The organism is Pseudomonas sp. MM211, assembly GCF_020386635.1.
Taxonomy (GTDB): domain Bacteria; phylum Pseudomonadota; class Gammaproteobacteria; order Pseudomonadales; family Pseudomonadaceae; genus Aquipseudomonas.
Genome location: NZ_CP081942.1, coordinates 1,255,585 through 1,281,929 on the forward strand (window position 1 = coordinate 1,255,585; position 26,345 = coordinate 1,281,929).

Annotated in this window: 25 protein-coding genes and 2 pseudogenes; 13 read left to right on the top strand and 14 right to left on the bottom strand. The window is 63.8% G+C overall.

Annotated features, from left to right (window positions below; genetic code table 11):
• Window positions 1-18: 18 nt before the first annotated feature.
• The 4 genes from K5Q02_RS05590 to K5Q02_RS05605 all read left to right on the top strand — a co-directional run bounded on the left by K5Q02_RS05590 (window position 19) and on the right by K5Q02_RS05605 (window position 3,377).
• Window positions 19-684 (top strand): fumarylacetoacetate hydrolase family protein, encoded by a 666-nt coding sequence (locus tag K5Q02_RS05590; RefSeq protein WP_225837209.1) that lies wholly within the window; start codon window positions 19-21, stop codon window positions 682-684.
• 242 nt (window positions 685-926) lie between these two features.
• Entirely contained in the window at window positions 927-1,274 is a 348-nt protein-coding gene (locus K5Q02_RS05595; RefSeq protein WP_225837211.1) for a NirD/YgiW/YdeI family stress tolerance protein, read from the top strand.
• Window positions 1,275-1,373: 99 nt separating this feature from the next.
• Window positions 1,374-2,294 (top strand): SdiA-regulated domain-containing protein, encoded by a 921-nt coding sequence (locus K5Q02_RS05600; protein ID WP_225837213.1) that lies wholly within the window; start codon window positions 1,374-1,376, stop codon window positions 2,292-2,294.
• A gap of 168 nt (window positions 2,295-2,462) precedes the next feature.
• Complete coding sequence (locus K5Q02_RS05605) at window positions 2,463-3,377, top strand: SdiA-regulated domain-containing protein (protein ID WP_225837215.1); 915 nt, start codon at window positions 2,463-2,465, stop codon at window positions 3,375-3,377.
• Window positions 3,378-3,413: 36 nt separating this feature from the next.
• On the opposite strand, the gene rpiA is transcribed toward K5Q02_RS05605, so the two are convergent.
• Window positions 3,414-4,085, bottom strand: coding sequence for a ribose-5-phosphate isomerase RpiA (gene rpiA, locus K5Q02_RS05610; protein WP_225837224.1), 672 nt, complete (start codon window positions 4,083-4,085; stop codon window positions 3,414-3,416).
• Between the two features lie 131 nt (window positions 4,086-4,216).
• Here rpiA and ilvA point away from each other — a divergent pair, with 131 nt between their 5' ends.
• Together ilvA and K5Q02_RS05620 are read left to right on the top strand one after the other, a co-directional pair.
• Window positions 4,217-5,731 carry a threonine ammonia-lyase, biosynthetic gene (ilvA, locus tag K5Q02_RS05615; RefSeq protein WP_225839586.1) on the top strand — a complete coding sequence of 505 codons (1,515 nt, stop codon included), beginning with the start codon at window positions 4,217-4,219 and terminating at the stop codon, window positions 5,729-5,731.
• Between the two features lie 141 nt (window positions 5,732-5,872).
• Window positions 5,873-6,313: a DUF2269 family protein gene (locus K5Q02_RS05620; protein ID WP_225837226.1), complete on the top strand. Its 441-nt coding sequence runs from the start codon at window positions 5,873-5,875 to the stop codon at window positions 6,311-6,313.
• Between the two features lie 8 nt (window positions 6,314-6,321).
• Here K5Q02_RS05620 and K5Q02_RS05625 read toward each other — a convergent pair whose 3' ends face one another.
• Genes K5Q02_RS05625 through K5Q02_RS05640 form a run of 4 tightly spaced genes read right to left on the bottom strand, consistent with a single transcriptional unit; the run spans window position 6,322 to window position 10,965 of the window.
• Complete coding sequence (locus K5Q02_RS05625; RefSeq protein ID WP_225837228.1) at window positions 6,322-6,795, bottom strand: response regulator; 474 nt, start codon at window positions 6,793-6,795, stop codon at window positions 6,322-6,324.
• On the bottom strand, window positions 6,792-9,116 hold the full coding sequence (locus tag K5Q02_RS05630) for an ATP-binding protein (protein WP_225837229.1): 2,325 nt from the start codon (window positions 9,114-9,116) through the stop codon (window positions 6,792-6,794). The genes K5Q02_RS05625 and K5Q02_RS05630 overlap by 4 nt, the downstream gene beginning before the upstream one ends.
• Window positions 9,113-9,793, bottom strand: a complete 681-nt coding sequence (locus tag K5Q02_RS05635) for a response regulator (protein ID WP_225837231.1) — start codon at window positions 9,791-9,793, stop codon at window positions 9,113-9,115. Before K5Q02_RS05635 ends, K5Q02_RS05630 begins: the two co-directional genes overlap by 4 nt.
• Window positions 9,790-10,965 carry a sensor histidine kinase gene (locus tag K5Q02_RS05640; RefSeq protein ID WP_225837233.1) on the bottom strand — a complete coding sequence of 392 codons (1,176 nt, stop codon included), beginning with the start codon at window positions 10,963-10,965 and terminating at the stop codon, window positions 9,790-9,792. Before K5Q02_RS05640 ends, K5Q02_RS05635 begins: the two co-directional genes overlap by 4 nt.
• Before the next feature lie 175 nt (window positions 10,966-11,140).
• Here K5Q02_RS05640 and K5Q02_RS05645 point away from each other — a divergent pair, with 175 nt between their 5' ends.
• Window positions 11,141-11,665, top strand: coding sequence for an SgcJ/EcaC family oxidoreductase (locus K5Q02_RS05645; RefSeq protein ID WP_225837235.1), 525 nt, complete (start codon window positions 11,141-11,143; stop codon window positions 11,663-11,665).
• A gap of 227 nt (window positions 11,666-11,892) precedes the next feature.
• Here K5Q02_RS05645 and K5Q02_RS05650 read toward each other — a convergent pair whose 3' ends face one another.
• Window positions 11,893-12,546: an HAD family hydrolase gene (locus tag K5Q02_RS05650; protein WP_225837236.1), complete on the bottom strand. Its 654-nt coding sequence runs from the start codon at window positions 12,544-12,546 to the stop codon at window positions 11,893-11,895.
• Window positions 12,547-12,723: 177 nt separating this feature from the next.
• Here K5Q02_RS05650 and K5Q02_RS05655 point away from each other — a divergent pair, with 177 nt between their 5' ends.
• Both K5Q02_RS05655 and ptsP read left to right on the top strand, forming a co-directional pair.
• Window positions 12,724-13,203, top strand: coding sequence for an RNA pyrophosphohydrolase (locus K5Q02_RS05655; protein WP_225837237.1), 480 nt, complete (start codon window positions 12,724-12,726; stop codon window positions 13,201-13,203).
• Window positions 13,204-13,215: 12 nt separating this feature from the next.
• Window positions 13,216-15,495: a phosphoenolpyruvate--protein phosphotransferase gene (gene ptsP / locus K5Q02_RS05660; protein ID WP_225837248.1), complete on the top strand. Its 2,280-nt coding sequence runs from the start codon at window positions 13,216-13,218 to the stop codon at window positions 15,493-15,495.
• A gap of 141 nt (window positions 15,496-15,636) precedes the next feature.
• Here the strand turns inward: ptsP and K5Q02_RS05665 are convergent, their stop codons facing one another.
• Entirely contained in the window at window positions 15,637-16,401 is a 765-nt protein-coding gene (locus K5Q02_RS05665) for an NRDE family protein (RefSeq protein ID WP_225837250.1), read from the bottom strand.
• A gap of 167 nt (window positions 16,402-16,568) precedes the next feature.
• Between K5Q02_RS05665 and K5Q02_RS05670 the strand changes: the two genes are divergently transcribed.
• The 3 genes and pseudogenes from K5Q02_RS05670 to K5Q02_RS05680 all read left to right on the top strand — a co-directional run bounded on the left by K5Q02_RS05670 (window position 16,569) and on the right by K5Q02_RS05680 (window position 18,953).
• Entirely contained in the window at window positions 16,569-17,351 is a 783-nt protein-coding gene (locus K5Q02_RS05670; RefSeq protein WP_225837252.1) for a sulfite exporter TauE/SafE family protein, read from the top strand.
• A 9-nt stretch (window positions 17,352-17,360) separates the two neighbouring features.
• Complete coding sequence (gene lgt, locus K5Q02_RS05675; RefSeq protein WP_225837254.1) at window positions 17,361-18,161, top strand: prolipoprotein diacylglyceryl transferase; 801 nt, start codon at window positions 17,361-17,363, stop codon at window positions 18,159-18,161.
• Window positions 18,158-18,953: pseudogene (locus tag K5Q02_RS05680) on the top strand (thymidylate synthase). The gene lgt and the pseudogene K5Q02_RS05680 overlap by 4 nt, the downstream one beginning before the upstream one ends.
• 216 nt (window positions 18,954-19,169) lie before the next feature.
• Here K5Q02_RS05680 and K5Q02_RS05685 read toward each other — a convergent pair.
• Both K5Q02_RS05685 and K5Q02_RS05690 read right to left on the bottom strand, forming a co-directional pair.
• A complete protein-coding gene (locus K5Q02_RS05685) occupies window positions 19,170-19,499 on the bottom strand; it encodes a hypothetical protein (protein WP_225837256.1) in 330 nt (109 codons plus the stop codon).
• Window positions 19,496-20,418 (bottom strand): annotated as a pseudogene (locus tag K5Q02_RS05690) (LysR family transcriptional regulator). The gene K5Q02_RS05685 and the pseudogene K5Q02_RS05690 overlap by 4 nt, the downstream one beginning before the upstream one ends.
• Before the next feature lie 91 nt (window positions 20,419-20,509).
• On the opposite strand from K5Q02_RS05690, the gene K5Q02_RS05695 reads away from it, so the two are divergent.
• Complete coding sequence (locus K5Q02_RS05695; RefSeq protein WP_225837258.1) at window positions 20,510-21,391, top strand: DMT family transporter; 882 nt, start codon at window positions 20,510-20,512, stop codon at window positions 21,389-21,391.
• Between the two features lie 227 nt (window positions 21,392-21,618).
• Here the strand turns inward: K5Q02_RS05695 and K5Q02_RS05700 are convergent, their stop codons facing one another.
• The 5 genes from K5Q02_RS05700 to K5Q02_RS05720 all read right to left on the bottom strand — a co-directional run bounded on the left by K5Q02_RS05700 (window position 21,619) and on the right by K5Q02_RS05720 (window position 26,285).
• Window positions 21,619-21,936, bottom strand: coding sequence for a cupin domain-containing protein (locus K5Q02_RS05700; RefSeq protein WP_225837260.1), 318 nt, complete (start codon window positions 21,934-21,936; stop codon window positions 21,619-21,621).
• Window positions 21,937-21,958: 22 nt separating this feature from the next.
• Window positions 21,959-22,231, bottom strand: a complete 273-nt coding sequence (locus K5Q02_RS05705; protein WP_225837262.1) for a hypothetical protein — start codon at window positions 22,229-22,231, stop codon at window positions 21,959-21,961.
• Window positions 22,228-23,613 carry a GTPase/DUF3482 domain-containing protein gene (locus tag K5Q02_RS05710; RefSeq protein ID WP_225837263.1) on the bottom strand — a complete coding sequence of 462 codons (1,386 nt, stop codon included), beginning with the start codon at window positions 23,611-23,613 and terminating at the stop codon, window positions 22,228-22,230. The genes K5Q02_RS05705 and K5Q02_RS05710 overlap by 4 nt, the downstream gene beginning before the upstream one ends.
• Before the next feature lie 120 nt (window positions 23,614-23,733).
• Window positions 23,734-25,110 (bottom strand): DUF2868 domain-containing protein, encoded by a 1,377-nt coding sequence (locus K5Q02_RS05715; RefSeq protein WP_225837264.1) that lies wholly within the window; start codon window positions 25,108-25,110, stop codon window positions 23,734-23,736.
• A gap of 68 nt (window positions 25,111-25,178) precedes the next feature.
• A complete protein-coding gene (locus K5Q02_RS05720) occupies window positions 25,179-26,285 on the bottom strand; it encodes a glycerophosphodiester phosphodiesterase (RefSeq protein WP_225837266.1) in 1,107 nt (368 codons plus the stop codon).
• Window positions 26,286-26,345: the final 60 nt, after the last annotated feature.

A 26,345-nucleotide genomic window follows, 5' to 3' on the forward strand; every position in this document is an offset into this window, starting at 1 on the left:
CCGGACCAAGGAGCGACCATGAGCTACCAGCACCAGTATATCGATGGCACCCGTATCCACTTCCCGATGGGCAAGGTGGTGTGTGTAGGCCGCAATTACGCCGAGCATGCCAAAGAACTCAACAACCCGCTGCCGACCGAGCCGATGCTATTCATCAAGCCCGGCAGCTGCGTGGTGCCGCTCGAAGGTGGCTTCAGCATTCCGGAAGACCGCGGCTCGGTGCACTACGAAGTGGAAATCGCCGTGCTGATCGGCAAGCCGCTGTCGCGCAAGCCGAGCGATGAAGAAGTGCTGGATGCCATTTCCGGTTTCGCTCCCGCTCTCGACCTGACCCTGCGCGACGTGCAGAACAAACTCAAAGGCCAGGGGCATCCCTGGGAGCCGGCCAAGTCGTTCGATGGTGCCTGCGTGCTGGCGCCCTTCGTGCCGGGTGACGCGGTCGAAGACCTGGCTGCTATCGGCATTCGCCTGACCATCAACGGCGAAGTGCGCCAGGATGGCATCAGCGGTGACATGATCTTCGCGATCCTGCCTGTGATCCAGGAAATGGCCGGCCACTTCAATCTGCAGCCTGGCGACGTGATCCTCACTGGCACTCCCGCAGGCGTCGGCCCGCTGCACAAGGGCGATGAAGTAGTGCTCGACTTGGTCGGCCACTCCAGCTTCGCCAGCCGGGTCATCTGACACGGCGCCCGCTGCAAGGCGGTAGCGGCCGTTCGCCGCTCCACTGTGGGAGCGCGCCATGCGCGCGAAAAATCGCGGGCATGGCCCGCTCCCACAGATACTGCACCGATGACCGCTCTCGCCTCGCAACCATCCCGAATCCACGTTTATTCCAATTAAGCTTCGCTTAAGCCGGCTTTAAGCCTGGCTTCAGCTAGTCGACTTAACCTGACCCCGTCATCTACAGATAGAGGGTCACACCCATGAAAGCTCCCGCACTCGCACTGTTGCTCGTTCCGCTGTTCTCTTCCGCTGCCATGGCTGCCGGCTACACCGGCCCAGGTCAGGTCGCTCAGGTCACCACTGTCGAGCAGGCGCTGAAAGCCGGCGACGACACCCCGGTGGTACTGCAGGGCCAGATCGTCAAACGTCTGCAGGACGAACTCTATGAGTTCAAGGACGCCACCGGCACCATCCACGTTGAAATCGACGACGAAGACTGGCCGCCGCAAGCCATCTCCGAGAAGGCCACCGTCAAGCTGACCGGTGAAGTCGACAAGGATCTGACCAGCCGCGAAATCGATGTCGATATCGTCGAACTGGTGAAATAAGGCGCGCGCTGTTAGCGTCTCGCCACTGCACTGAATGGCCGCCTCTCGGACTACCGAGGGGCGGCGTTGTCGTTTTTGCTGATGGATATGTGAGTTGCCATGCGTCGTCTGATTTCGATCAAAGGATTATTCCTGCTGTTGATGCTCGTTGTGCTGGCTGCGCTGGCTATCACGAGCCAGCAATTTCGCCTGTTCGAGCGGGCCTGGTTTAATTTCAGCCAGCCCGCCGAGGCGCCCTCGCATTCGCTGTGGCTGAGCGACTACAAGGTGGTGATCGAGGCGCAGCGTATCGAGGGTCTGGAGGACGACGTCTCGGCGCTGACCTACGACCCGGATCGCCAGAGCCTGTTCACGGTAACCAACCAGCATCCCAAGCTGATCGAGCTGTCCCTCGACGGCAAGGTGCTGCGGCAGATAGAGCTGGTCGGTTTCGGTGATCCCGAAGCGGTTGAGTACGTTGCGCCCGGGCGCTTCGTGATCGCCGATGAGCGCACCCAGCGGCTGGTCAAGATCCGCGTTGACGACGACACCACCTCCATCGACGCCGCCGACGGTCAGCAGATGTCGCTGGGCCTGGAGATGGGCAGCAAGAACAAGGGCTTCGAGGGGTTGGCTTACGACTTGAAAGGGCAACGCCTGTTCGTCGCCAAGGAGCGTGACCCGATGCGGATCTACGAGGTGCACGGCTTCCCCAATCTCGACCCGGCCGCGCCCAATCCGGTGCAGATCCGCGACGACCGCAAACGTGATGCGGGCATCTTCGTGCGTGATCTTTCCAGCCTCCATTACGACAACCTCACCGGCCATTTGCTGGCGCTGTCGGACGAGTCGCGACTGGTCGTCGAGCTGGGCGAGGACGGCAAGCCGATCAGCAGCCTGTCGCTGCTGCAGGGACAGCAGGGCCTCAAGAAATCGGTGCCACAGGCGGAAGGCATCACGATGGATGATCACGGTGTGCTCTACCTGACCAGCGAGCCCAATCTCTTCTACGTCTTCAGCAAGGACGGCAAGAGCGACTGAGCTAGGTGTCGTGAGGCGAGAATCGGCCAGCTTGCGATAGTGCTGCCGCCCTCGCCGCGCTGGTGAAGTGGAGCGAGGGCTGTTAGTTTCGCCGATCTCAAATGCTCGCCTCCGCGTGTTTACCCAGAGGCAGCCCGGTTTTTCCCGCCGATGGACAAGTGAACCGATATGCGTCGTCTGTTTTCCTTCAAGGCATTGCTGGTGCTGTTCATACTCGTCGCGGCCTCGCTGCTGGCTGTCTGGGGTCAGGAGTTCCGGGTCTTCGAACGGGCCTGGTTCAATGTGCAGCAGCCCGACGACGCACCGGCCAATGCGCTGTGGCTCGATGGTTATGAGGTAACCCTGGAAGCACAGGTGATCGACGGTCTGGACGACGATGTGTCGGCACTGACCTACGATCCGCTGCGCAAGAGCTTGTTCACCGTCACCAACCAGAACTCGCGGCTGATCGAGCTTTCGCTGGACGGCAAGGTGCTGCGAGAGATCGAGCTGGTCGGTTTTGGTGATCCGGAGGCGGTGGAATATGTGGCTCCGGGGATCTTCGTGATCGCCGACGAGCGCCCGCAGCGTATGGTCGAAGTGCGTATCGACGACACCACCACCCGTGTCGACGCTGCCGATGGTCAGCAGCTGTCGCTGGGCCTGGAGATGGAGGCCAAGAACAAAGGCTTCGAAGGCCTGGCCTACGACCTGGCCGGCAAGCGCCTGTTCGTCGCCAAGGAGCGCGACCCGCTGCGCATCTACGAGGTTCATGGCTTTCCCCATCTCGACCCGAACAGCCCGTCGGCGATCCGCATCATCGATGACCGCCAGCGTGACGAGGGGCTGTTCGTGCGCGATCTGTCCAGCCTGCAATACGTCGCCGGTAGCGGGCACCTGCTGGCGCTCTCCGATGATTCGCGCTTGCTGGTTGAGATGAATATCGAGGGCGAACCGGTCAGCAGCCTGTCGCTGATCGGTGGGCAACAGGGGCTCAAGGAATCCGTGCCTCAGGCCGAGGGCATCGCCATGGATGAGAATGGCGTGATCTACATGATCAGCGAGCCCAATCTCTTCTACACCTTCAGCAAAAAGGCCGAGTGACTGCTCACCCGGCCTTTTCGGTAGCGCCTGCGATAATCAGCGCTGCAGCGATTTCACGCCTTCGGCGGTGCCGAGCAGCAGCAGGTCGGCCGGACGTGCGGCGAACAGGCCGTTGGTGACCACGCCGACGATGGCGTTGATGTCCGCTTCCAGTTTCACCGGGTCGGTGATGCTCATGTTGTGCACATCGAGGATCACATTGCCGTTATCGGTCAGTACGCCTTCGCGGTAAACCGGATCGCCGCCCAGTTTGACCAGCTCACGGGCCACGTGGCTGCGCGCCATGGGAATCACTTCCACCGGCAGCGGGAAGGCGCCGAGCACCGGCACCAGCTTGCTGCCATCGGCGATGCAGATGAAGGTGCGGGCCACGGCGGCGACGATCTTCTCGCGGGTCAGCGCTGCGCCGCCGCCCTTGATCAGGTTCAGGCGCTCGTCACTCTCGTCAGCGCCGTCGACGTAGAACTCCAGGTCGCTGACAGTATTGAGTTCGTACACCGGAATGCCATGGCCCTTGAGGCGCGCGGCAGTGGCTTCGGAGCTGGCTACGGCGCCGTCAAAGTCCAGTTTGTGCTTGGCCAGGGCGTCGATGAAGCAGTTGGCCGTGGAGCCGGTGCCGACCCCAACGACGCTCTTGGCGTCGAGCTTGGGAAGGATGAAGTCGACGGCGGCCTGAGCCACGGCTTGTTTGAGCTGATCCTGGGTCATGCGGGTTCCACAAGAGAGAAGGAAACGAGGCGCTGATTATAGCCGGCAAAACCCCGGAATTCGTATGGTCGCTCGGCGGATGGCTGCGTTAGACTCCGGGGTTCCCCATGAAGCCGCCTGCGATGCCTGCCATGCTCGAACAGTACGTCAAGAAGACCCTGACCTCCCGTGTCTATGACGTTGCCGTGGAAACCCCGCTGCAACCCGCTCGCCAACTCTCCGAACGCCTGGGCAATCAGATTCTGCTCAAGCGCGAGGATCTGCAGCCGGTTTACTCGTTCAAGATTCGTGGCGCCTACAACAAGCTGGCGCAGCTCACTCCGGAAGAGCTGGCCCGCGGCGTGGTGACCGCCTCGGCCGGTAACCACGCCCAGGGCCTGGCGCTGGCCGCCAAGCACATGGGCGTGAAGGCGACCATCGTCATGCCGCGCACCACGCCTGAGCTCAAGGTGCAGGGTGTGCGTTCCCGTGGCGGCAAGGTTGTGCTGCACGGCGACGCCTTTCCCGAAGCCTTGGCGCATTCGCTGAAGCTGGTCGAGGAAAAGGGCCTGGTATATGTGCACCCCTACGACGATCCCCACGTGATCGCCGGCCAGGGCACCGTGGCGATGGAGATCCTCCGTCAGCATCAGGGCCCGCTGCACGCGATATTCGTTCCAGTCGGTGGCGGTGGTCTGATCGCCGGCATCGCCGCCTACGTCAAATACCTGCGTCCGGAGACCAAGGTGATCGGCGTCGAGCCAGACGACTCCAACTGTCTGCAGCAGGCACTGGCCGCAGGCGAACGCGTTGTTCTGCCGCAAGTCGGGCTGTTCGCCGACGGCGTGGCAGTGGCGCAGATCGGTCAGCACACCTTCGATATCTGCAAGCTGTGCGTCGATGAAGTGATCACCGTCAGCACCGACGAGATCTGTGCGGCGATCAAGGACATCTACGACGACACACGTTCCATCACCGAGCCCGCCGGCGCGCTGGCCGTGGCCGGAATCAAGAAGTACGTCGAGCGTGAAAACGCCACCGGCCAGGTGCTGGTGGGCATCGATTCCGGCGCCAACGTCAACTTCGACCGCCTGCGCCATGTGGCGGAACGGGCAGAGCTGGGTGAAAAACGCGAAGCGATCATCGCCGTCACCATTCCGGAGAAGCCGGGCAGCTTCAAGGCCTTCTGCGAAGCGATTGGCAAACGGCAGATCACCGAATTCAACTACCGCTACCACCAGGACGGCGAGGCGCACATCTTCGTCGGCGTGCAGACCCACCCGGAGAACGATCCCCGTGCGGCGTTGGTGGAGAATCTGCGTGGCCAGGGCTTCCCGGTGCTCGATCTGACCGACAACGAACTGGCCAAACTGCACATCCGCCACACCGTCGGCGGGCATGCCGCTGCCGTGCCGGACGAATGCGTGTTTCGTTTCGAGTTCCCGGAGCGGCCGGGGGCGCTGTTCAACTTCCTCGACAAGCTGGGCGGGCGCTGGAACATCACGCTATTCCACTACCGCAACCACGGTGCCGCTGACGGCCGCGTGCTGGCTGCCCTGCAGGTGCCGGAAGACGAGCGCCATCTGCTCGCGCCGGCGCTGGATGCGATCGGTTACCCGTATTGGGATGAAAGCGACAATCCGGCCTATAAGCTGTTTCTTGGCTAGTTGCTTCAGCCAGAACAGGCGCAGACGATTTTCCCGGGTATTGCGCTGCTCCACCCAGGCTACGGATGTTTCTACCGGTAGCCTGGCGTTGAGCGCAGCGATACCCAGGGCCTATATCTATAAAAGCTGAAGGAAACCGTGATGGAACATTACCTGCTGCTGCGCATCCTCCACAGCGTGCCTGGCATCTTGCTGCTGCTCGGCGTGCTGGCCCATGCCTTCATGCTCTGGAAGGCGTGGCGCAATGGCGACAGCGCCGTACTGCAACGCAAGCTGCAGCGCACCCGCACCATCAGCCTGCCGGTGTTCGCCCTGCTGGCGTTGAGCCTGCCGGTGACCGGCTGGTGGATGGTCAACCTGGCCGGCTGGCCACTGAGCCAGACCTGGCTGCTGCTCGGCAGCATTCTCTTCGCCGTGCTGATGATCGTCGGCTTGCTGTTGCTCGGGCGTCTCGGCGCCTGGCAGGCTCAGGCCGGTGGCACGGTGCCGGCCAGGTCGCTGCGCTTCGTGGTGGCCTATGCCGCGCTGATCGTGGTGCTGCTGGTGGTGATCATGGCGGTGATGGGCGCCAAGCCTGTCTAAGAACCCGTTTAACGTCTGCCCTGGCGCTGCGCCACCAGCGGTTGCAGCAGGGCGGCCAGTTGCGGCTCGCTCAAGGTCGCGCGCAGGGCTTTGTAGAGGGCGCGGGTTTCCAGCAGGTTCCAGACCCGCAGCATGGTTTCCAGGGCGTCCAGCGGCTTGCTGATGAAATCCCGTGCGCCCAGTGCCAGGGCGCGCAGGCGCGTGGCGCGGGTCACGTCGGCGGTCAGCACCAGCAGCGGCACGTAATCGTTCTGCGGGATGCGTCGGTTGAGCTGCTCCATCAGGGCGAAGCCGTCGAAGTCCGGCATATGCAGATCGAGAATCACCAAGTCCGGCTCGAAGCTGTTGTACAGCTCTAGCGCCCGGGTCGGCTGGGTGCTGCTGAGCACGTTGTGCAAACCCTCACGGGCCAGCAGTTGCTCCATCAGATCCAGGTTGGGACGCTGATCATCGATGATCAGGATGCGATAGTCGTCGCTCATGCGGGCTCCGGCAGGTGCTGGTCGAGAAAGGCCAGAAAGGTCGGTACGTGGATGGGTTTGGTGAGGATCGCCGTCGCCCCCGCCTGCTGCATGGCGCGCCGTGAGGCGCTGGTGGCGTCGGCGGTGATCATCAGTACGGCGATACCTGCTGTGGCCGGGTCGGCGCGCAGCCGTTTCAGTACGTCGATGCCGGTCATGTCCGGCAGGTTGATATCCAGCAGAACCACCCGGGGCAGATGCTGGCGCGCCAGATCGAGACCAAGCTGACCTTGCATGCTCGACAGCAGTTGCACGCCGGGGCGCCGCTGCAGCAGGGTTTCGATCAGCGCCTGGCTGGACAGGTTGTCCTCGATGCACAGCACACGGGTCAGGTTGGCGCTTTCCAGCGTACCAGCGGGCGCTGGCGAAGGTGGCTGGCGCCAGGGATCGTCACCCACTGCCGGAGTTTCGACCTGCGCCGTGGGCAGCGTCAGCACGAAGCGGCTGCCGGTTCCTACCTCGCTGATCACCTCCAGCGTGCCGTCCATTGCCTCCAGCAGGTTGCGACTCAGGGCCAGGCCCAGGCCGGTGCCTTCACTGTGTTGATCGGCGCCCAGGCGTTCGAAGGGGCGAAACAGTCGCTCCAGATCGTCCGCTGCGATGCCCGCTCCGCTGTCATTGACGGCCAGGGCCAGGCGCTCGCCCTGCAATTCGATATCCAGGTGCACTTCGCCACCTGGGCGGTTGTACTTCACGGCGTTGGACAGCAGGTTGAGCAGCACCTGGATCAGCCGCTGCCGGTCGGCCATCACGCCTGCCGGCGAGGTGCTCGGCGGCAAGGGTCGAAGGCGGATGCCTGCCTCGTCGGCCAGCGGCGAGATCAGCGTCATCGCCTCCTGCACCACGCCATGCAGGTCAATGGCTTCCGGGCTCATGGGCAGCCGGCCGGCTTCGATGCGGGCGATATCGAGCACTTCGTTGATCAGCGTCAGCAGGTGCTGGCCAGCGCGCAGGATGTGGGTGACCTGAGGCCTGGGCGATTCCAGATCGAGCAGTTGGGCGAAGCCCAGAATGGAATTGAGCGGCGTGCGCAGCTCATGGCTCATGCGCGATAGAAATTCGCTCTTCGCCTGGCTGGCGTTCTCGGCTTCCTCGCGGGCGTCGCGCAGGGCGATGTCAGCGGCGCGACGGTCAGTGATGTCGCGGGTGACCTTGGAAAAGCCGCGCAGGGTGCCGCTGGCATCGTGCTGGGCGGTGATTACCACGCTGGCCCAGAAGCGCGAGCCATCACGTCGCTGGCGCCAGGCCTCTTCCTCGTAGCGGCCTTTTTCGGCCGCCACCTGCAGTGCATGCAGTGGATGGTGCGGTCGTTGCTCGGTCGGGTAGAACAGTGAAAAGTGACGGCCGATGATTTCCGCTTCGCTATAGCCCTTGATGCGCTCGGCGCCGGCGTTCCAGGTGGTGACGTGGCCCTGTGGATCGAGGGCGAAGATGCCGTAGTCGCGTACGCCTTCAATGATCAGGCGCAGGCGTTCCTCGTTGTCACGCAAGGCGCGCTCGCGCTGGGCCAGCAACTGGCTGGCTTCCTCGAGGCTGGCGCCGAGGCGGCCGATCTCGTCGCGTTCGTGGTGACGGGTTTTCAAGGGCTTGCCGAGGGCCAGGTGGCGAGCGCTGCGTTGCACGCGCTGAACGCGGGTGACGATGCCGCTGGATAGCAACAGCACGGCGATGATCGCGCCGAACAGGCCGCAGCCGGCCGCCAGCAGCGTGGCTAGCAGCATGCGCTGGCGATTGTCCGCGGCATTCGCCGTGCGGTCGGCGAGCAGGGCGTCTTCGCGTACGCGCATCGCGTCGATCTCCTGGCGGAGGGTGTCGAGCATGCGTTTGTTCTCGACCAGAATGGCGATGATCTGCTCGCTATCCTGGCGCATGTCGACGTTGCGCAGCACATCCAGCCCTTGCAGCTTGGTGCTGATCAGCGGCTTGATACGATCCAGGCGCTGGCGCACCTCGGTATCGCGGATGTTGGCGTCGAGGCGTGCCAGGGCTGCGTCGATACGCGGTTCGATTTGCAGGTAGGTGGGCAGGAAATTCTCACGGCGGGTCAACAGGTAGCCCCGCACGCTGGAGGCGCCCTCGGCCAATAGCGTCTGTACGGCCTGGATATCGCCCTGCACCTGCAGCACCCGGCGCACGTCCTCCTCGGCCTCGGCGGTGCGGCGCTCGGTGATGTAGATCAGTACCAGTGATAGCAGCAGAATCACCAATGGCAGCGAGATACCGACTAGCGCCTTGCCGCGCAGGGGCAGGTCAGCCCAGAAACCATCGATGCGGCGCATCATGTGGGCGGGCCGAACCAGTCTGTCGCCGGCTGCGCCACCAAACCCAGGGCGATGCCGCGTACGGCCGCCTGGGTACGATCGGCCACGCCTAGCTTGGCGATCACCCGCTCGACGTGGGTCTTCACGGTGCCGGCGGCAATTCCCAGTTTTTCGCCGATCTCGCGGTTGCTGAAGCCACCGGCGACCAGGCCAAGTACCTGCCGCTCGCGGTTGGTCAGGGCGTCTGAGGGTGGAGCGCCTGTATTGCTGCGGTCGGCGATGCGTCGCAGCAGGCGCGCGCTGACTGAGCTGTTGAGTGCTTCTTCACCCGCTGCGACGCGGCGCAGGCTGGCAATCACCTCGTCGCGCGTGGCGTCCTTCAGCAGGTAACCCACGGCGCCCGCGGCGATGGCTGCTTCAAGGTGTTCGGGGCTGTCGTACATGGTGAACATCACCACCTTCAGGCGCGGCAGACGCTGCTGCAGCAGGCGCGCGGCGCCCAGCCCATTCAGCCCGGGCATGCGGATGTCGAGGATGGCGATGTCCGGCTGCAGGCGCTCGCACAGTTGCAGCGCGCTATCGCCATCGGCTGCCTGACCGACCACCTCGAATTCGTCGCAGCTCGCCAGCATGGCGACAAAGCCTGCGCGGGTCACTTCATGATCATCGGCCAGCACCAGGCGCAAGGGGGCGGTCATGGCGTGCTCCCCCCGACGCTGGGTACCTGAGCCAGCAACCGAGTGCCGCGCCCTGGCTCGCTGTTGCAGTGGAGGTGTCCGTTCAGCAGGCTGGCCCGCTCGTGCATGGCGGCCAGGCCGAGGCCGCCGCTGCCTGTCACGGAACGGTCGGGTGCCGTGTCGAAGCCGCGGCCATCGTCTTCGACTCGCAGCTCGGCGCTTTGCTCTGCGCTGCTCAGACCGATGCGCACGCTGCAGGGGCCGGCATGCTTGAGGATGTTGTTGATGCCTTCCTGGGCGATACGGAACAGGGTGATTTCCACGTTGGCTGGCAGCCGCGCATCGCTGCGCTGCAGCCATTGCACCCGGTAGCCGGCTTCGCGCAGGCGGTCGGCTTCCTTGTCCAGCGCTTGCAGCAGGCCGAAGTCATCGAGCAGTTGCGGGCGCAACCCACCGATGGCCTGTCGGCCTTCGCGCACGCAGCGCTGGGCAAGGTCGAGGATGGTGCTCAGTTCCTGCTGCTGGGCGTTGGGTAGCGTCGGACATTGGCTGGCGAAGCCTTGTAAGCGCTGGTGCAGGCCGGCCAGGGTCTGTGCGAGGCCGTCGTGCAGGTCATAGGCGACGCGTCTGCGCTCATCTTCCTGAGCGCTGAGCAGGCGATGTACCAGCTCCGACATGGTGCGCTCGCGTGCCAGCAGGTCGCCGTGCAGGCGCTGGTTCTCCAGGTGCGCGGCAAGCAGGGTGGCGAGCAGTTGCAGGGACTCGAGGTCTTCGTCATCCGGCGGGTTGATCTTCGCTGCGCTGGCCAGCAATACGCTGCCAAACGGGCGGCCCTGAGCAGTCGACAAGGGCAGCCGGATGACCAGTTGCAGCACGCTCTTCTCGATGGCCAGACACTGGGCCAGAGGGGAGTCGTTTTCGGCCAGTGCCAAGAGTGCCACGCGCTGTTCGTTGGAGTGGGCACCATGGCTGGCGAGCACCTGGTTTTCACCGTTCAGCTCACGGATTACCAGGCCGCTGTCCATTGCACAGAAAGCGCAGGCGCGTTGCAGTACGCGCTCGCCCATCTCACTCGGCGCCAAGGCGCCCAGCTCGCGCCCGGTATCGACCAGCAGACTCAGACGCGCCGCGCGGCTTTCCCACTGCCGGTACTGGCTGCGTAGGGCCAGGGCACTGCCGTTTTCATTGTGCATGGGTGTCTCTCCAGCGGGGCAGCGCCGATTGGTGGCGCAATGATCCCATTAAATCGACTTCATACCGCTGTCGCCCATCCGCCGATCGGCATAGGCCGTTGTCGCCAACCGGCCGATGGCGGCGTCGGGCAGGCGGGGCAAAGTACCGGCATCAACCAACGAGACAGGAAAGACCATGAAAGTACATGCCATCGCCGCCGCTCTGTTGCTTACCGCCAGCTCCTCGCTGTTCGCTGCCGTTGAGCAGAAGCCTTACAACTACAGCAGTATCGCCGAGGCGCCTACCGATTCCGCTGATCGTGACGTGGCTGCTCTTTTCGATCAGTGGAACAAAGCGCTGCAGACCGGTGATTCGTCCAAGGTCGTTGCCCTGTACAGCAAGGATGCGGTGTTGCAGCCAACCGTTTCCAACCATGTGCGGGCAACGTCTGCGGAAATCACTGACTACTTCGACCACTTCCTGGCGCTGAAGCCGGTTGGCCACATCAATTACCGGGAAATCCGTCGTCTGGGCCTGAACACTGCACTGGACAGCGGCGTATACACCTTCCGGCTGACCGATGCCAAAGGCAAGACGCAGGATGTGCAGGCGCGTTACACCTTCCTCTACACCCGTGTCGACGGCCAATGGAAGATCCTCAACCACCACTCTTCGGCGATGCCGGAAAAGGTGCCGAGCGAAGTGGCCAAGCAGCTGTAACGGGGTATCGCTTCACCCAAAACCGGCGCCTGGACAGGCTGTGTGAAAACTACTGCGCTCGGTCATGCGGCGTTAAAAACCAGCTGGAATGCCAGCCCAGTCAAAATGCTCATTTACAACTCGTAAACTGCGCTTTTTCGCTGGTTTTTGCCTTGCCTGACCTTCGCTCGCTACGTTTTCGCACGGCCTGTGGAGCGCCGGTTTTTTCATTGCATGCCAAATGCGTTCTAGCGCAGCGACAGTACCGGCCAGCCACGCTTCTGCGCTTCGGCCAGCAGGTTCGGATCCGGGTCGACGGCCACTGGGCGGCTGACGCACTCCAGCAATGGCAGGTCGTTCATCGAGTCGCTGTAGAAGCTGGCACCGTCCAGGGTAAAGCCGTTTTCCTGCATCCAGCGATTGAGTCGGGTGACTTTGCCTTCCTTGAAGCAGGGCACATCGGTGGTACGTCCGGTGTAGCGGCCGTCGATCATCTCGCACTCGGTCGCCAGCAGCGTGTCGACGCCCAGGCGGGCGGCGATCGGCGCGGTGACGAAGCGGTTGGTGGCGGTGATGATCACCAGCTTGTCGCCAGCCGCACGGTGCTCGTCGAGCAGTGCCAGGCCCTTGGGCAGAATGATCGGCTCGATGCATTCGGCCATGAACTGCTCATGCCAGGCATTGAGCTGCGCCATTTCGGTACGGCCGAAGATATCCAGGGTGAAGTTCAGGTAGTCGGTGATGTTCAGGCGCCCGGCCAGGTAATCCTGGTAGAAGGCATCGTTGCGGGCCTTGTAGGTCGCGCCATCGAGAATGCCGCGCTCGCACAGCCAGTCGCCCCAGGCGTGGTCGCTGTCGCCGCCGAGCAGGGTGTTGTCGAGATCGAATAAAGCCAAACGCACAGAGCCACCTCTTTTATACAGAGCCATGGAAGGCGCCAGAATAGCGGCTTTGCCTGGCTGGGGAAAACCTGATCGGGTGTCGCGACCGGCCTATTGCGAAGTCCCGTGCGGGCGCGTTGCCGCTGTCCCGAGCTTTGTGGAACAATGCTGGAATATGCGTTTACGAGGTTGTGTGCCGTGATCGATCCTGATGGTTTTCGCCCCAACGTCGGCATCATTCTCACCAATGATGTTGGCCAGGTGCTCTGGGCGCGTCGAATTAACCAGGATGCCTGGCAGTTCCCGCAAGGTGGCATCAATGACCACGAGTCGCCGGAAGAGGCGTTGTACCGCGAACTGAACGAAGAAGTCGGTCTCGAGCAGCAGGATGTGAAAATTCTCGCCTGTACCCGGGGCTGGTTGAGGTATCGTCTGCCGCAGCGCCTGGTGCGCACGCACAGCCAACCGCTGTGTATCGGCCAGAAGCAAAAGTGGTTCCTGTTGCGCCTGACCGCCGATGAGCAGCGGGTGCGCATGGATCTGACCGGCAAGCCCGAGTTCGATGGCTGGCGCTGGGTCAGTTACTGGTATCCGTTGGGGCAGGTGGTTACATTCAAGCGCGAGGTTTACCGTCGCGCGCTCAAGGAACTCGCACCGCGCCTGCTGGCACGGGACTAGGCAGGGTCAGGCATGCTCAACACGCTGCGCAGGATTGTCCAGGAAGTCAACGCTGCCAAGGATCTCAAGGCGGCGCTGGGCATTATCGTGCAGCGTGTCAAAGAAGCCATGGGCACCCAGGTGTGCTCGGTTTACCTGCTCGACCCGGAGAGCAAGCGCTTCGTGCTGATGGCCACCGATGGCCTCAACAAGCGCTCGATCGGCAAGGTCAGCATGGCGCCCAACGAAGGCCTGGTCGGCCTGGTTGGTACCCGTGAAGAGCCGCTGAACCTCGAAAACGCCTCCGAACACCCTCGTTACCGCTACTTCGCCGAGACGGGTGAGGAGCGCTATGCCTCTTTCCTCGGCTCACCGATCATCCACCACCGTCGAGTGATGGGCGTGCTGGTTGTGCAGCAGAAGGAGCGCCGCCAGTTCGACGAGGGTGAGGAAGCCTTCCTGGTGACCATGAGCGCGCAGCTCGCCGGGGTTATCGCCCACGCCGAGGCGACCGGCTCGATCCGCGGCCTTGGCAAGCAGGGCAAGGGCATTCAGGAAGCCAAGTTCGTCGGTGTGCCGGGCTCGCCCGGTGCTGCTGTCGGTACTGCGGTGGTGGTACTGCCGCCGGCCGATCTGGAGGTGGTACCCGACAGGGTCGTCACCGATATCGATGCCGAGCTGAAGCTGTTCAATAATGCGCTCGAAGGCGTGCGTGGCGACATGCGCAGCCTCTCGGAGCGCATGGCTACCCAGTTGCGTCCGGAAGAACGCGCGCTGTTTGACGTATACCTGATGATGCTCGAAGACGCCGCTCTCGGTAACGAAGTGGTTAAGATCATCAAGACCGGCCAGTGGGCCCAGGGTGCGTTGCGCCAAGTGGTCAGCGAGCACATCAACCGCTTCGAGCTGATGGACGACGCCTACCTGCGCGAGCGTGCATCGGACGTACGTGACCTTGGTCGGCGCTTGCTCGCCTATCTGCAGCAGGCGCGGCAACAGACGCTGGTGTACCCGGACAACTGCATTCTGGTCGCCGAAGAACTGTCGCCCGCCATGCTTGGCGAAGTACCGGAAGGCAAGCTGGTCGGCCTGGTGTCGGTACAGGGCTCGGGCAACTCCCATGTGGCGATCTTCGCCCGTGCCATGGGCATTCCCACGGTCATGGGCGCGGTCGAGCTGCCGTATTCGAAGATCGATGGCATTCAGCTGATCGTCGACGGTTATCACGGCGAGGTGTTCACCAACCCCAGCGAGATCCTGCGCAAGCAGTATGTCGATGTGGTTGAGGAAGACCGCCAGCTCACCAAGGGCCTCGACGCCCTGCGTGCACTGCCCTGCGAGACCCTGGACGGCCACCACATGCCGTTGTGGGTCAACACTGGCCTGCTTGCCGATGTGGTACGGGCTCAGGAGCGTGGCGCCGAAGGCGTTGGCCTGTATCGCACCGAAGTGCCGTTCATGATGAAGGATCGTTTTCCCAGCGAGAAAGAACAGCTGGCGATCTACCGTGAACAACTGGCCGCTTTCCATCCGTTACCCGTGACCATGCGCACGCTGGATGTCGGTGGCGATAAAGCACTGAGCTATTTTCCGATCAAGGAAGAGAATCCCTTCCTCGGCTGGCGCGGTATCCGTGTAACCCTCGACCACCCGGAAATCTTCCTGGTGCAGGTGCGCGCCATGCTCAAGGCCAGCGAGGGTCTGGACAACCTGCGCATCCTGCTGCCGATGATTTCCGGTATCCAGGAGCTGGAGGAGTCGCTACACCTGATTCACCGCGCCTGGGGCGAAGTGCGCGACGAAGGCACCGATGTGCCACTGCCACCGATCGGCGTGATGATCGAGATTCCCGCCGCCGTCTACCAGACCCGCGACCTTGCTCGCCAGGTGGACTTCCTGTCGGTCGGCTCCAATGACCTGACTCAGTACCTGCTGGCCGTGGATCGCAACAACCCACGGGTCGCTGACCTTTACGACTTCCTTCACCCGGCGGTTTTGCAGGCGTTGACCAAGGTGGTCGAAGACGCCCATGCCGAAGGCAAACCGGTGAGCATTTGCGGCGAAATGGCCGGTGACCCGACTGCTGCGGTATTGCTGATGGCCATGGGCTTCGACAGCCTGTCGATGAACGCCACCAACCTGCCCAAAGTGAAATGGCTGCTGCGCCAGATCAGCATGGCCAAGGCCAAGGATCTGCTCGGCCAGGTGATGCGCATCGACAACCCGCAGGTTATCCACAGCACCCTGCAACTGGCCCTGCGCAACCTCGGCCTGGGCCGGATGATCAACCCGGCGTCGGATATTCAGGCTTAACGCTCCTAGCAAGGCATAGCGGACCTTCGAGTTCCCCCGAGATCGTTCCTCACGCTCCGCGTGGGAATGCCTCTCGGACGCTCCGCGTCCGGTGTTGAATGCCAACATCCAGCGGCAGGGTGGGTCGGGCGGCGCTGCGCTTCAGCCCACCCATTGGTTTCCTGTCTCAAACCTCACTTCACCGATAGCCACCCCTTCTGCCCCGAAGCTGCGTTCGATCAACTGCCGTGCTCCATCTGCATGGCTGAACAGCAGGGTGCTGGCACGGGTGCCATAATTGGCGCTGGCGATGAATACGCTGGCGAGCAGTCGTTCGGTATCGAGGCCGACGCCCGTATCTGGCAGTGCCGCGTCTTCAGGCTTCGCGGTATTGGCCAAAAGAGCGAACAGCGCTTCCTCATCGAGCGTCTCGAGGGCATCGACAAGTGCGGCCTTGGCGCGCTGCAGCTTTGGCCATGGCGTATCCAGGTCGGCATTGGAAATGCCGTGGATGCCGGATGGCAAAGCTTTAGCCCGCCTGTTCTGGGAGTTGAAGTGCCACAGCTGCTGACGGTCACCAACCAGCAGGTTGAAGCCGCTGTAGTCATCCGCCTCGCTGCGAAGCTTGTCCAGAAAGGCTTCTGGCCCCAGATATCCCTGCAGAAAACGTAGTGGTAGCTCGCCTCGCGAGCGTGAGCCCTGAACCGCACGCGGATCACGAATGTTGGTGAGTGCTGCGAAGCGCCCCCCAGGGCCAATCCCCAGCCAGGTGCCGCCGGCCTGCAGGTCACGCCCGGCGATCAGCCCCGGTGTCTCCGGCCACTCGGCCAGGGCTGCGGTAGGGCGGGCATAGAACTCATCGCGATTGGCGGCGACCAGCAGCGGCAGGGCGTGACCGGGGCGCCAGGCGAGGACGATCAGGCACATAGGCGCCCCTCATGCGTCATATTGCAGGTGATAGGCTGGACGAGGACGTTGGGCACAGCGGCTATCTCATCGAATAAAGCACCACTGTACGCAACGCCACCAATCGTCGTGAAGTAGAGTGCATCGCTGGCTTCCGTTACCATGCCGCATTGCTTTGCGGTGACATCATGGTCTTCCTACTCTACATACTGCTCGGTGCCGCGGCAGGCCTGTTGGCTGGGCTGTTTGGCGTGGGTGGCGGCATGATCATCGTGCCGGTGCTGATCTTCAGCTTCACTGCTCAGGGCTTCGATACGTCCGTGTTGACCCACATGGCAGTAGGTACTTCGCTGGCTACCATCCTGTTCACCTCGATCAATGCCGTGCGCGAGCATCACAGCCGTGGTGCCGTACGCTGGCGGCTGTTCGTCTGGCTGACCGTGGGTATCGTGCTGGGCTCGGCGCTTGGTGCGTTGACCGCCGATTCCATCGACGGCCAGGTATTGCAGAAGATCATCGGCGTATTCGCCCTGTGCGTCGCCCTGCAACTCGCTCTGGATCTCAAACCCAAGGCCAGCCGTGATGTGCCCGGCAAGGCTGGCCTGGGCGTTGCCGGTGGCGTGATCGGCTGGGCTTCGGCGATCATCGGTATCGGTGGTGGATCGCTGACCGTGCCGTTCCTGACCTGGCGCGGCGTGTCCGTGCAGCAGGCGGTGGCGACGTCTTCGGCATGCGGCTGGCCCATCGCGGCTGCCGGTGCCCTCAGTTATCTGTGGCTGGGCTGGGGCGACGCGCGTCTGCCTGGCTGGAGCCTGGGTTATGTTTATTTGCCTGCGCTGCTGGGCATCGCGTTGACCAGCGTGTTTTTCGCGCGCACCGGTGCACGCCTGGCCCATCGTTTATCGCCGCGGGTGCTCAAGCGCCTGTTCGCCTTGCTGTTGTTCATCGTCGGCCTGAATTTTCTGTTGTGAGGAATCCTGATGCTGCCCTACCCGAATATTGATCCGGTCGCCCTCGACCTGGGCTTTCTGCAGATCCACTGGTACGGCCTGATGTACCTGGTTGGCATTGGCGGTGCCTGGTTCCTTGCCTCGCGGCGCCTGAACGCCTTCGATCCGACCTGGAGCAAGGAGAAACTCTCCGACCTGGTGTTCTGGGTGGCCATGGGCGTGATTCTCGGTGGCCGTCTTGGCTATGTGCTGTTCTACGATCTGCCGGCCTATATCGCCAACCCGCTGCTGATCCTCGAAGTGTGGAAGGGCGGCATGTCGTTCCACGGTGGCCTGATCGGCGTGATGCTGGCCACCCTGTGGTTCGCCAAGCGCAACGGCAAGAGCTTCTTCGAACTGATGGACTTCATCGCCCCGCTGGTGCCGATCGGCCTGGGCGCCGGGCGTATCGGCAACTTTATCAACGGCGAGCTGTGGGGCAAGGTCACCGACGTGCCTTGGGCCATGGTCTTCCCGACTGGCGGGCCGGAGCCGCGTCATCCGTCGCAGCTCTACCAGTTCGCGCTGGAGGGTGTGGCGCTGTTCGTGATCCTCTGGTTCTACTCGCGCAAACCGCGGCCGACCATGGCGGTCTCCGGTCTGTTCGCGGTGTGCTACGGCATCTTCCGCTTCATCGTCGAACTCGTCCGCGTACCGGACGCTCAGCTCGGCTACCTCGCATGGGGCTGGCTGACCATGGGCCAGGTGCTGTGCATCCCGATGATCCTCGCCGGCCTGGGCGTGATGGCCTACGCCTACAAACGCCAGGCTGCCCAGGAGGTCGCGCAATGAAACAGTACCTCGACCTGATGCGTCACGTGCGTGAGAACGGCACTTTCAAGGCAGACCGCACCGGCACCGGCACCTACAGCGTGTTCGCCCACCAGATGCGTTTCGACCTGGCCGACGGCTTTCCCCTGGTGACCACCAAGAAGTGCCACCTGCGCTCGATCATTCACGAGTTGCTGTGGTTTCTGCAGGGCGACACCAACATCAAGTACCTGAAGGACAACGGCGTACGCATCTGGGACGAGTGGGCTGACGAAAACGGCGACCTCGGCCCGGTATACGGCTACCAGTGGCGCAATTGGCCGGCGCCGAACGGCGAGTCGATCGACCAGATCAGCAAGCTGATCGAGATGATCAAAAAGAACCCGGACTCGCGCCGCCTGATTGTCTCCGCCTGGAACCCGGCGCTGGTCGAGCAGATGGCCCTGCCGCCGTGCCATGCGCTCTTCCAGTTCTACGTCGCCGACGGCAAGCTCAGCTGCCAGCTGTACCAGCGCTCGGCAGACATTTTCCTGGGCGTTCCCTTCAACATCGCCAGCTATGCGCTGCTGACGTTGATGGTGGCCCAGGTCTGCGGCCTGCAACCGGGCGAGTTCATCTGGACGGGCGGCGACTGCCACTTGTACGCCAACCACCTGGAGCAGACCGACCTGCAACTGACCCGCGAGCCCCTGCCGCTGCCGACCATGAAGCTCAACCCCGAGGTGAAGGGACCTGTTCGCCTTCCGTTTCGAGGATTTCGAATTGGTCGGCTACGAAGCACACCCGCACATCAAGGCGCCGGTCGCGGTCTGACCCAGGCGGTCACTCGTAGGGTGGGCCGGGCGGCGATCCGCTTCAGCCCACCAATGCCCGCCCATCCAACGATGCATTCAAGGAGCGCCGGTCTAGAACGATCGCTTCCGGAGCAGCTCGGGATAGGGTGGCTTGGCTGGTCTGCGGTGGGCTGAAGCCCACCCTACGGCTAAGTAGCACGGCGCTGAGCGAAGCGATGCCCGGCAGATGGCACGCTCACTTGCGTAACGAAAAACGCTCGGCGATCTCTTCGACGAGCTCACTCGGGCCGCTGAGTTTCCACTCGAACCAGTTGTCCCACTCCAGCCTCAGCTCATCCAGGCCGCGGCGCAGTCGGTAGCTGTCGTAATCGATACCCTTGTCGAACGCCATTGGGCTGTACTGCGCGACCTGCCGCCAGCCCTCGGCCTTGAGGCTTTCTAGCATCCGGTTGCCGACTTCGGTTTCGATATTCTCCAGGGTGACGTGATCGGCCGTGCACACCGGCTGACGCTCGAGCCAGCGCCTTTCCAGCCACTGGCGAAGCCTTTTTATCGCCTCCGTCATATCGACGGCCCCTTGCCCAGCCCCTCGGCGAGGTGGTCGATCAGCACCCGCAGCTTGGGCGGCAGGTGGCGGGTCGGGTGGTAGAGAATCCACGCGGTGCCCTGGTAGGGCCGGTGTAGCGCCACTGGGGCAGCACGCGCACCAGCTCTCCACTGGCCAGTGACGCCGCGGCCGTGAAGTGCGGCAGGCAAGTGATGCCCAGATGCTGGAGCGCAGCGTTCAGGCGTACTTCGCTGTGGTTGCTGGCGAAGCGGCTGCTCACCGCCACCACGCATTGTTCCGGACCGTTGCTGAAATGCCAGCGGTGGTCGTCCGGCGTTTCGTCCAGATACAGGCAGTCATGACGTACCAGCTCGCTGGGGTGCTGGGGCATGCCGTGGCGTTGCAGATAGGTGGGGCTCGCACACAGCAACTGTTGGACATTGCACAGCGGCCGTCCTGCCAGGGTGGGCGGCGGCTGGTCGGTGATGCTCACCAGCAGGTCGAACTGATCGCTGATCAAGTCCGGGCTGCGGTCGCTGAGGTTGAGGCTGATATCCACCTCCGGGTAGCGCTGCAAGAAGTCGTTGATCAGCGGCATGACCAGAAAGCGCCCAAAGGCCTTGGGCACGCTCAGGCGAACCCGTCCGCGCGGTTGGCTCATCAGTCGCTCGCCCACATCCAGGGCTGCCTGGGCGGCGTAGAGCATGTCCTTGCAGCGTTCGAACACTTCGCTGCCCGCTTCACTCAGGCGCAGACGGCGGGTGGTGCGCTCCAGCAAGCGCACACCGAGGGTCTGTTCGAGGTGGGCGATCTGTCGGCTCACCGCTGACGCCGTGCTGCCTTGCTGGCGGGCAGCGGCAGAGAAGCTCCCCGCCTCGACGACGCGCACGAAGATGGCCAGATAGGGAAGTAGCTGTGGTGTGAGATTCGTGCGCATGGGGAACAGGTCTTGTTCGGGATGGGTGGATTATCACGCTGAGAGACGCAATGGACAATGTGCTTCCCGCCGATTTCCAGGAAACACCGCCATGTCCACGCTGATAAGCCGTTCCCCTTCCCGCCTGTTGCAGGCCAGCGATCTGCTGCTCCTGCTGGTCGCGCTCGTCTGGGGTACCAGCTACGGCGTGGCCAAGCAGGCGCTGGTCTTCTATCCCGTGCTCGGTTTTCTCGCCGTGCGTTTCTGCCTGACCTTTCTGATTCTGCTGCCGCAGTTGCGCGGCGAGGGACGCCAGGCCTGGGCGCCGGGCATTCCGCTCGGCGGTGTGATGCTGGCCATCTTCCTGTGCGAAACCTATGGCGTGCTGCACACCTCTGCCAGCAATGCGGCGTTTCTGATCAGCCTGTGCGTGGTCATCACCCCGTTCGTCGAGTGGCTGATGTTCGACCGCCGGCCAGACTCGCGCCTGCTGCCAGCGGTTGCGTTGTCGCTGTTCGGCACCTGGCTGCTAAGCGGCGGCGTCGATCTGCAATTCAACCTGGGTGACGGCCTGATGCTGGTGGCGGCGCTGCTGCGCGCCGTACTGGTCTGCCTGACCGGCAAGCTCACCGCCCACACTCAGGTTCCCGCACTGGCGCTGACGGCGGTGCAGACCGGGGTGATTGGTCTCGGCTGTTTGTTACTGGGAGCGATCTTCCTGCCAGGCGGGTTGCCCGCGCTGCCGGTGGAGCCGGCGTTCTGGATCGGCACCTTGTATCTGGTGCTGTTCGCCACGCTGTTCGCGTTCTTCGTGCAGAACTACGCACTGCGCCGCAGCAGCCCAACGCGGGTGTCGCTGTTGATGGGCAGCGAGCCGTTGTTCGGGGCGCTGTTCGCCGTGCTGTGGCTCAGTGAGGAGCTGAGTGTGCAGGCCTGGATCGGTGGCTTGCTGATCGTGGCGGCAACGCTGTGGACGAGCTTGCTCAGGCGTTGAAGGGCATCGTGGCGATGCCATGGTGGAAGGGTGAAGCGTCTTCCACCCTACGGCTAAAGTCGTGCGTGTATGTGGGAGCGGGCCATGCCCGCGAATTTTCGCGCGCATGGCGCGCTCCCACGGTTAACTGCAATTGCCAGTTTCGTAGCCTGGGTTAGCCGAAGGCGTAACCCGGGACGGTGGCAAGGGTTTTCACAAATCCCGGGTATCGCTGTGCTCAGCCCGGGCTACGGGTTGCTGGGGTGCAAATGAATCGCCAGCCATAGCGCGCCTTCGCTGGTACGTTCCACCCGGTGCGGCGTGCCGGCTGCCAGGAACAGGTGATCGCCGGGAGTCAGCTCGATAGCTTCTCCGGCAACCGTCATGCGCGCTTCGCCGCGGGCCAGCAGCACCCATTCATCCTGCTCCTGCACATAGTCCACCGACTCGATACGTGACGAGCTGACGATGCGTTCGATCACCAAGTCGCGATGGCTCAGCAGGGTTTCGAAGCGCTCGCCCTGAGCGGGTGGCTGGCTGTCGTGGAACAGGTTGGCAACAGGCATGTTCGAGGCTCGCAGTCAGGGATCAGCGGCGACCGGGTTTGGGCGTGCCGGCGACCAGTAGATGGTGGTGTTCACGGCAATAGAGCTCTTCGTACCAGCCGTAATGCGGGTCGTTGCAATGGCCATGTTGCACCGCCGGCGGCAGCTGGCTCAGGTCGCTCTTGAAGTCCTGGTGCAGGGCGGCGAACAGCGACTCCGGCTGCGGCCAGCCGGCGCGATGGGGCGCCTGGCCGAGGCTGTTGCCCAAACTCAGCTCGCGCTCGAGGATGGCGGCCAATTCTCGACACAGGCTCATTTCGCAGTCGGCGCCGCGTCGATTTCCTTGGCCAGGCGCTCGACCTGTTCCAGTCGCTCGACCTGATCGACACGGGCGCCGGGGTTCAGGGACGACCACTCCGGGCGTGCCCGGGCGATACGCAGCGCTGTCGGCAGTTTGCCCTCGCGCCACTGGCTGTCCTGCAGGGCGTCGAGGCGTACCGCTTCCACCGCCGCGTGGCCGCGATTATCGAGGGCCTGCAGCAGGTGCTGCTGGCGCAGCGCGAGCAGGCGCAGCACGGCATCGTCGACGGTCAGCTCACGCTGGCCCTGGAGCTTGCCCTTGAGACGCGAACCATAATTACGCAGGGTCTGGGCGCCACCGCCGAGCAACGCGCCGGCCAGGGCAGCGGTTCCCAGGGTCAGGCCGCCGACCAGCAGGTCCACGCCGGCACCGGCTGCGGCACCCGCGGCAGCGCCGCTGCCCAGGCGAATGCCCAACTGCTTGATGGTTTCCGGGTTGAACAGATCGTCGCCCCAGCGGCCGTCCAGCAACGGTAGGTCGTCGGCGCGGGCATCTTCGCGGCGGAAGGCATACAGGCGCAGTAAGGCTTCCACGCAGCGTTGTTCGCGCTGGCGAACCTCTTTGCGCAGTTCGCCGATGGCAGTCTTTTCCAGTTCGCTTTCGTTGGCCACGCTGCGTCGGCAGGCGGCGCAGTCGATCAGCAGTTCGGCGATCAGGCGCTTGGCGCTGCGGTGACGGGCCACTCGCTGGGCCTCGTGGTCGTCGATCAGGCGTTGCAGCTGCGGGCGTGACTTCTCGTGCATCAGCGCCAAGCTTTCGTAGAGCCGTCGCTCGCCATCGAGCGGTGGCGCCACGCTGTCGAAACGAACCAGGGCATGCAGCCCCAGACGTGCCAGTGCTTCGCGCCAGTCGTCTTCGCGATGGTTGGCGCTGGCCACGAAATTCAGGACGGGCAGCAGTGGCCGCCCGCACATGGCCAGCACGTTCAGCTCGTCCCGGTACTTGGCCAGTACCGGTTCACGAGCGTCGATCACGTAAAGGCCGGCGTCCGATGCCTGTAGCTGGCGCAGCACCTTGGCTTCCTGTTCGAAACGCTGGCGCGCCTCGCTGCCTTCCATGAAGCGCGCCAGGCGGGCCGGGCCGTCGAGGCGTTCGCCCGGACGATCCAGCTGGTCGAGGTAGTCGAGCAGGGCGATAGCGTCTTCAAGGCCGGGCGTGTCGTACAGCTCCAGCAGCGCTTCGCCATCCACCGACAGCCGTGCGCCCTCGACGTGGCGGGTGGTGCTGGGGCGATGCGACACCTCGCCGAAACCGATGTCGCGGGTCAGGGTACGCAACAGCGAGGTCTTGCCGACGTTGGTGTGGCCGACCACGGCGAGCTTTAGCGCCTGGCTCATGAGCGTAGCCCTTGGTGCGGGTTGCGTAGGAGCCCGCTTGCGGGCGATGCGAACGTTGAAGCAAAACCGGTATCGGTTGTGTTCCTGATCGCCGGCAAGCCGGCTCCTGCAGGGAGGTGATCAGTCATGGCCAGTCTCCAGCCAGGTCAACGGCGAGCTGTCTTGGTGGGCCAAGTGCAGTTGATCGAGTGCCTTGTGCCAGTCGCCGAGGCGCTCGCTGTCGAGGGTTTCGCCCGGCGGCGGTTGCAGCAGCCAGATGCGCGTGGTGCCGGCGCAGCGTGCCAGTTCGGCGAGCAGTGCCAGGCTGCCGCGATCCGGCGAACGCCGAGGGTCGCAGGCAATCGCCAGGCGAGCAGGCGGAAAGCGCGTGAGCTGGTCGAGCAACTGGCGGCGCTGCTCGCGGCTGTCGATGATCCCGGCGTCGGCCACCGACTTGGGCAGCACCGGTGGCCAGGGACGCCGGTCATCCAGTTCGATGGCCACCAGCAGCGCGCCCTGGCTGGCATCGACGCCGGCGCCGGACTGCACCTGATAGAGCTGCGCCGGCTCGGCATCGCACACGCCCAGGCGTTCGCTGTTGGGTTGCAGGCGCTCGCGTAGCAGGCCGTAACCAGGCAGGTCGACGTCCAGTTGCAGGTGTGCCACGCCGCTACGCCAGCGCCACAGGCAGATCAGCCCAAGCAGCAGGCGTGGTAGCAGGCCGTAGAGCACGACCACGCCGATCAGCCAGCCGGCCCAGGCATGCCGGGCCGACTCCAGCGGCAGCGGGCTGTCGCCGCTGGCGCGCACGGTGGCGGCATCTGGCACTGGAAAGCCCAGCAGGCCGGGTAGGGCGCCGAGGGCCTGGGTCAGGGCGACGAAGGTATCGCCGCCCAACAGGGTGGTTTCCCAGACGAAGCCGTAACGGCGGGTGGACAGTAGCGCCAGCAGCATCAGCAGCGCGGTGGTCAGCGCCACCAGCCAGAGCCCGTGCACGGCCATGCCGATCAACCAGCGATTGAGACGCTGGCGGCGCAGCAGCAGAACCAGGGCAGGGCCGGTGTGCAGCGCGCTGGAGTCGCGAGCGAGCTTTTCGCTGAGCCATAGCCAGAGGCGCCCGAGCACCGCGCCATGGCCGCCGCCAAACAGCAAGCCGATCAGCCAACCGAGTAGCATCAGCAGGTGCAAACCGAGCAGGCTACCCAGTGCCCAGAATACGTTGACCGGCGTTTGCCCGTCGCCCAGTGCCGCTACCGCCAGGCCCGCGCCGCTGGCCAGGGCGAGCAGGCCGAGGAGCAGCAACGCCAGGCGTGCGCCTTGCAGCCAATGGCGTTGCGCCTGCTGCTGGCCATCGCGTTCGGCGAGCAGCAGGGCACGGTTTTCGATACGGGTAGCCAGGTCACCGCCTGCCACCTGAGCACGGCGGTTGGCTTCGCTGTCCTCGAGCAGCCCGGCATGTTCTTCTCGCAGGCGCACGGCCTCGCAGAGCCATAGGCGTTGCAGCTTGGGTAAGGCCACGCGATCTCCCGGCAGTTGGAATCCACGGGGAGCATAACCGCTGTGAGGCGATTGGCAAAAACTCGCGTTTAACGGGCCTGTTGCTGGCGTAGTCGCACGGCAATATCCGGCTGGTCGATGAACAGGCCGTCGATGCCAGTGGCCAGGAAGGCACGCACCTCCGCTTCAATATCGCCGCGCTCTGCCGGGCTGCTGCCCCGCTTCAGCTCTGTGGGTAGGAACTGGTTCTCGGCGCGGAAGGTATAGGGGTGCACCAGCAGCCCGGCGGCATGGGCATCGGCGACGAATCTTGTCGGCTCGCCTAGGCTGCCGTCCGGCTGGCGAGGGATGACGTAGCTCTTGTCCGGGCCCACGCCATTGGCGTATTCGGCGACTGCTTGCAGCCCGGCACGCGTGGCCATCTGTGCATAGGTCAGCGGGTTGCCCTGCACGACCTGGTCATGGGGCTGGCCCTTGCCGTACAGCTGCACCAGGCGCAGCGAGCTCAACTGACGCAGTGCTTTCAGGTTACTCACCTCGAAGGATTGGACGTACACCGGCGCGGCGGCGTCGCGATAGCCATTGCGGGCGAGGGTCTCGACCAGCGGTTTGTCCATACTCAGGCCCAGTTGGCTGAAGTGTTGGGGATGCTTGGTCTCGATGTACAGGCCGATCTCACGCCCCTGGCTGACCTGCAGTGCCTTCACCAGGTCGATGATTTCCTGCAGGGTCGGGATTTCGAACTGACCATCGAGGCGGGTATTGCCCGGGCGGATATCGGGGATGCGCTCAATGGCACGCAGGCGCTTGAGTTCGGCCGCGGTGAAGTCTTCGCTGAACCAGCCGTCGAGCTCGACGCCATCGATACTGGCCTTGCGTTTGCGGTCGGCGAACTCCGGGTGCCTGGCGACGTCGGTAGTCAGGCCCAGCTCGTTGTCGTGGCGGGCGAACAGTTGGCCGTCCTTGCTCATCACCAGATCCGGTTCGACGTAGTCAGCACCCTGCAGCACGGCGATCGCGTAGGCGGCGAGGGTGTGTTCGGGCAGGTAACCGCTGGCGCCACGGTGCGCGATGATCAGCGGTTTGCCGTCGTCGGCGCGTTTGGCGGTGGGCGCCGCCGGAGTTTCGGCATTCGCCGTGAAGGGCAGGGCGAGCAGGGCGCTGAGCAGTAACAGGCGGGGCTGGCGTAGGGGCATCGGGCATCTCTCCTGAGCGGCATTGGCCGGTGGTTTGCCAACAGCCTGCACTGAAAAAGA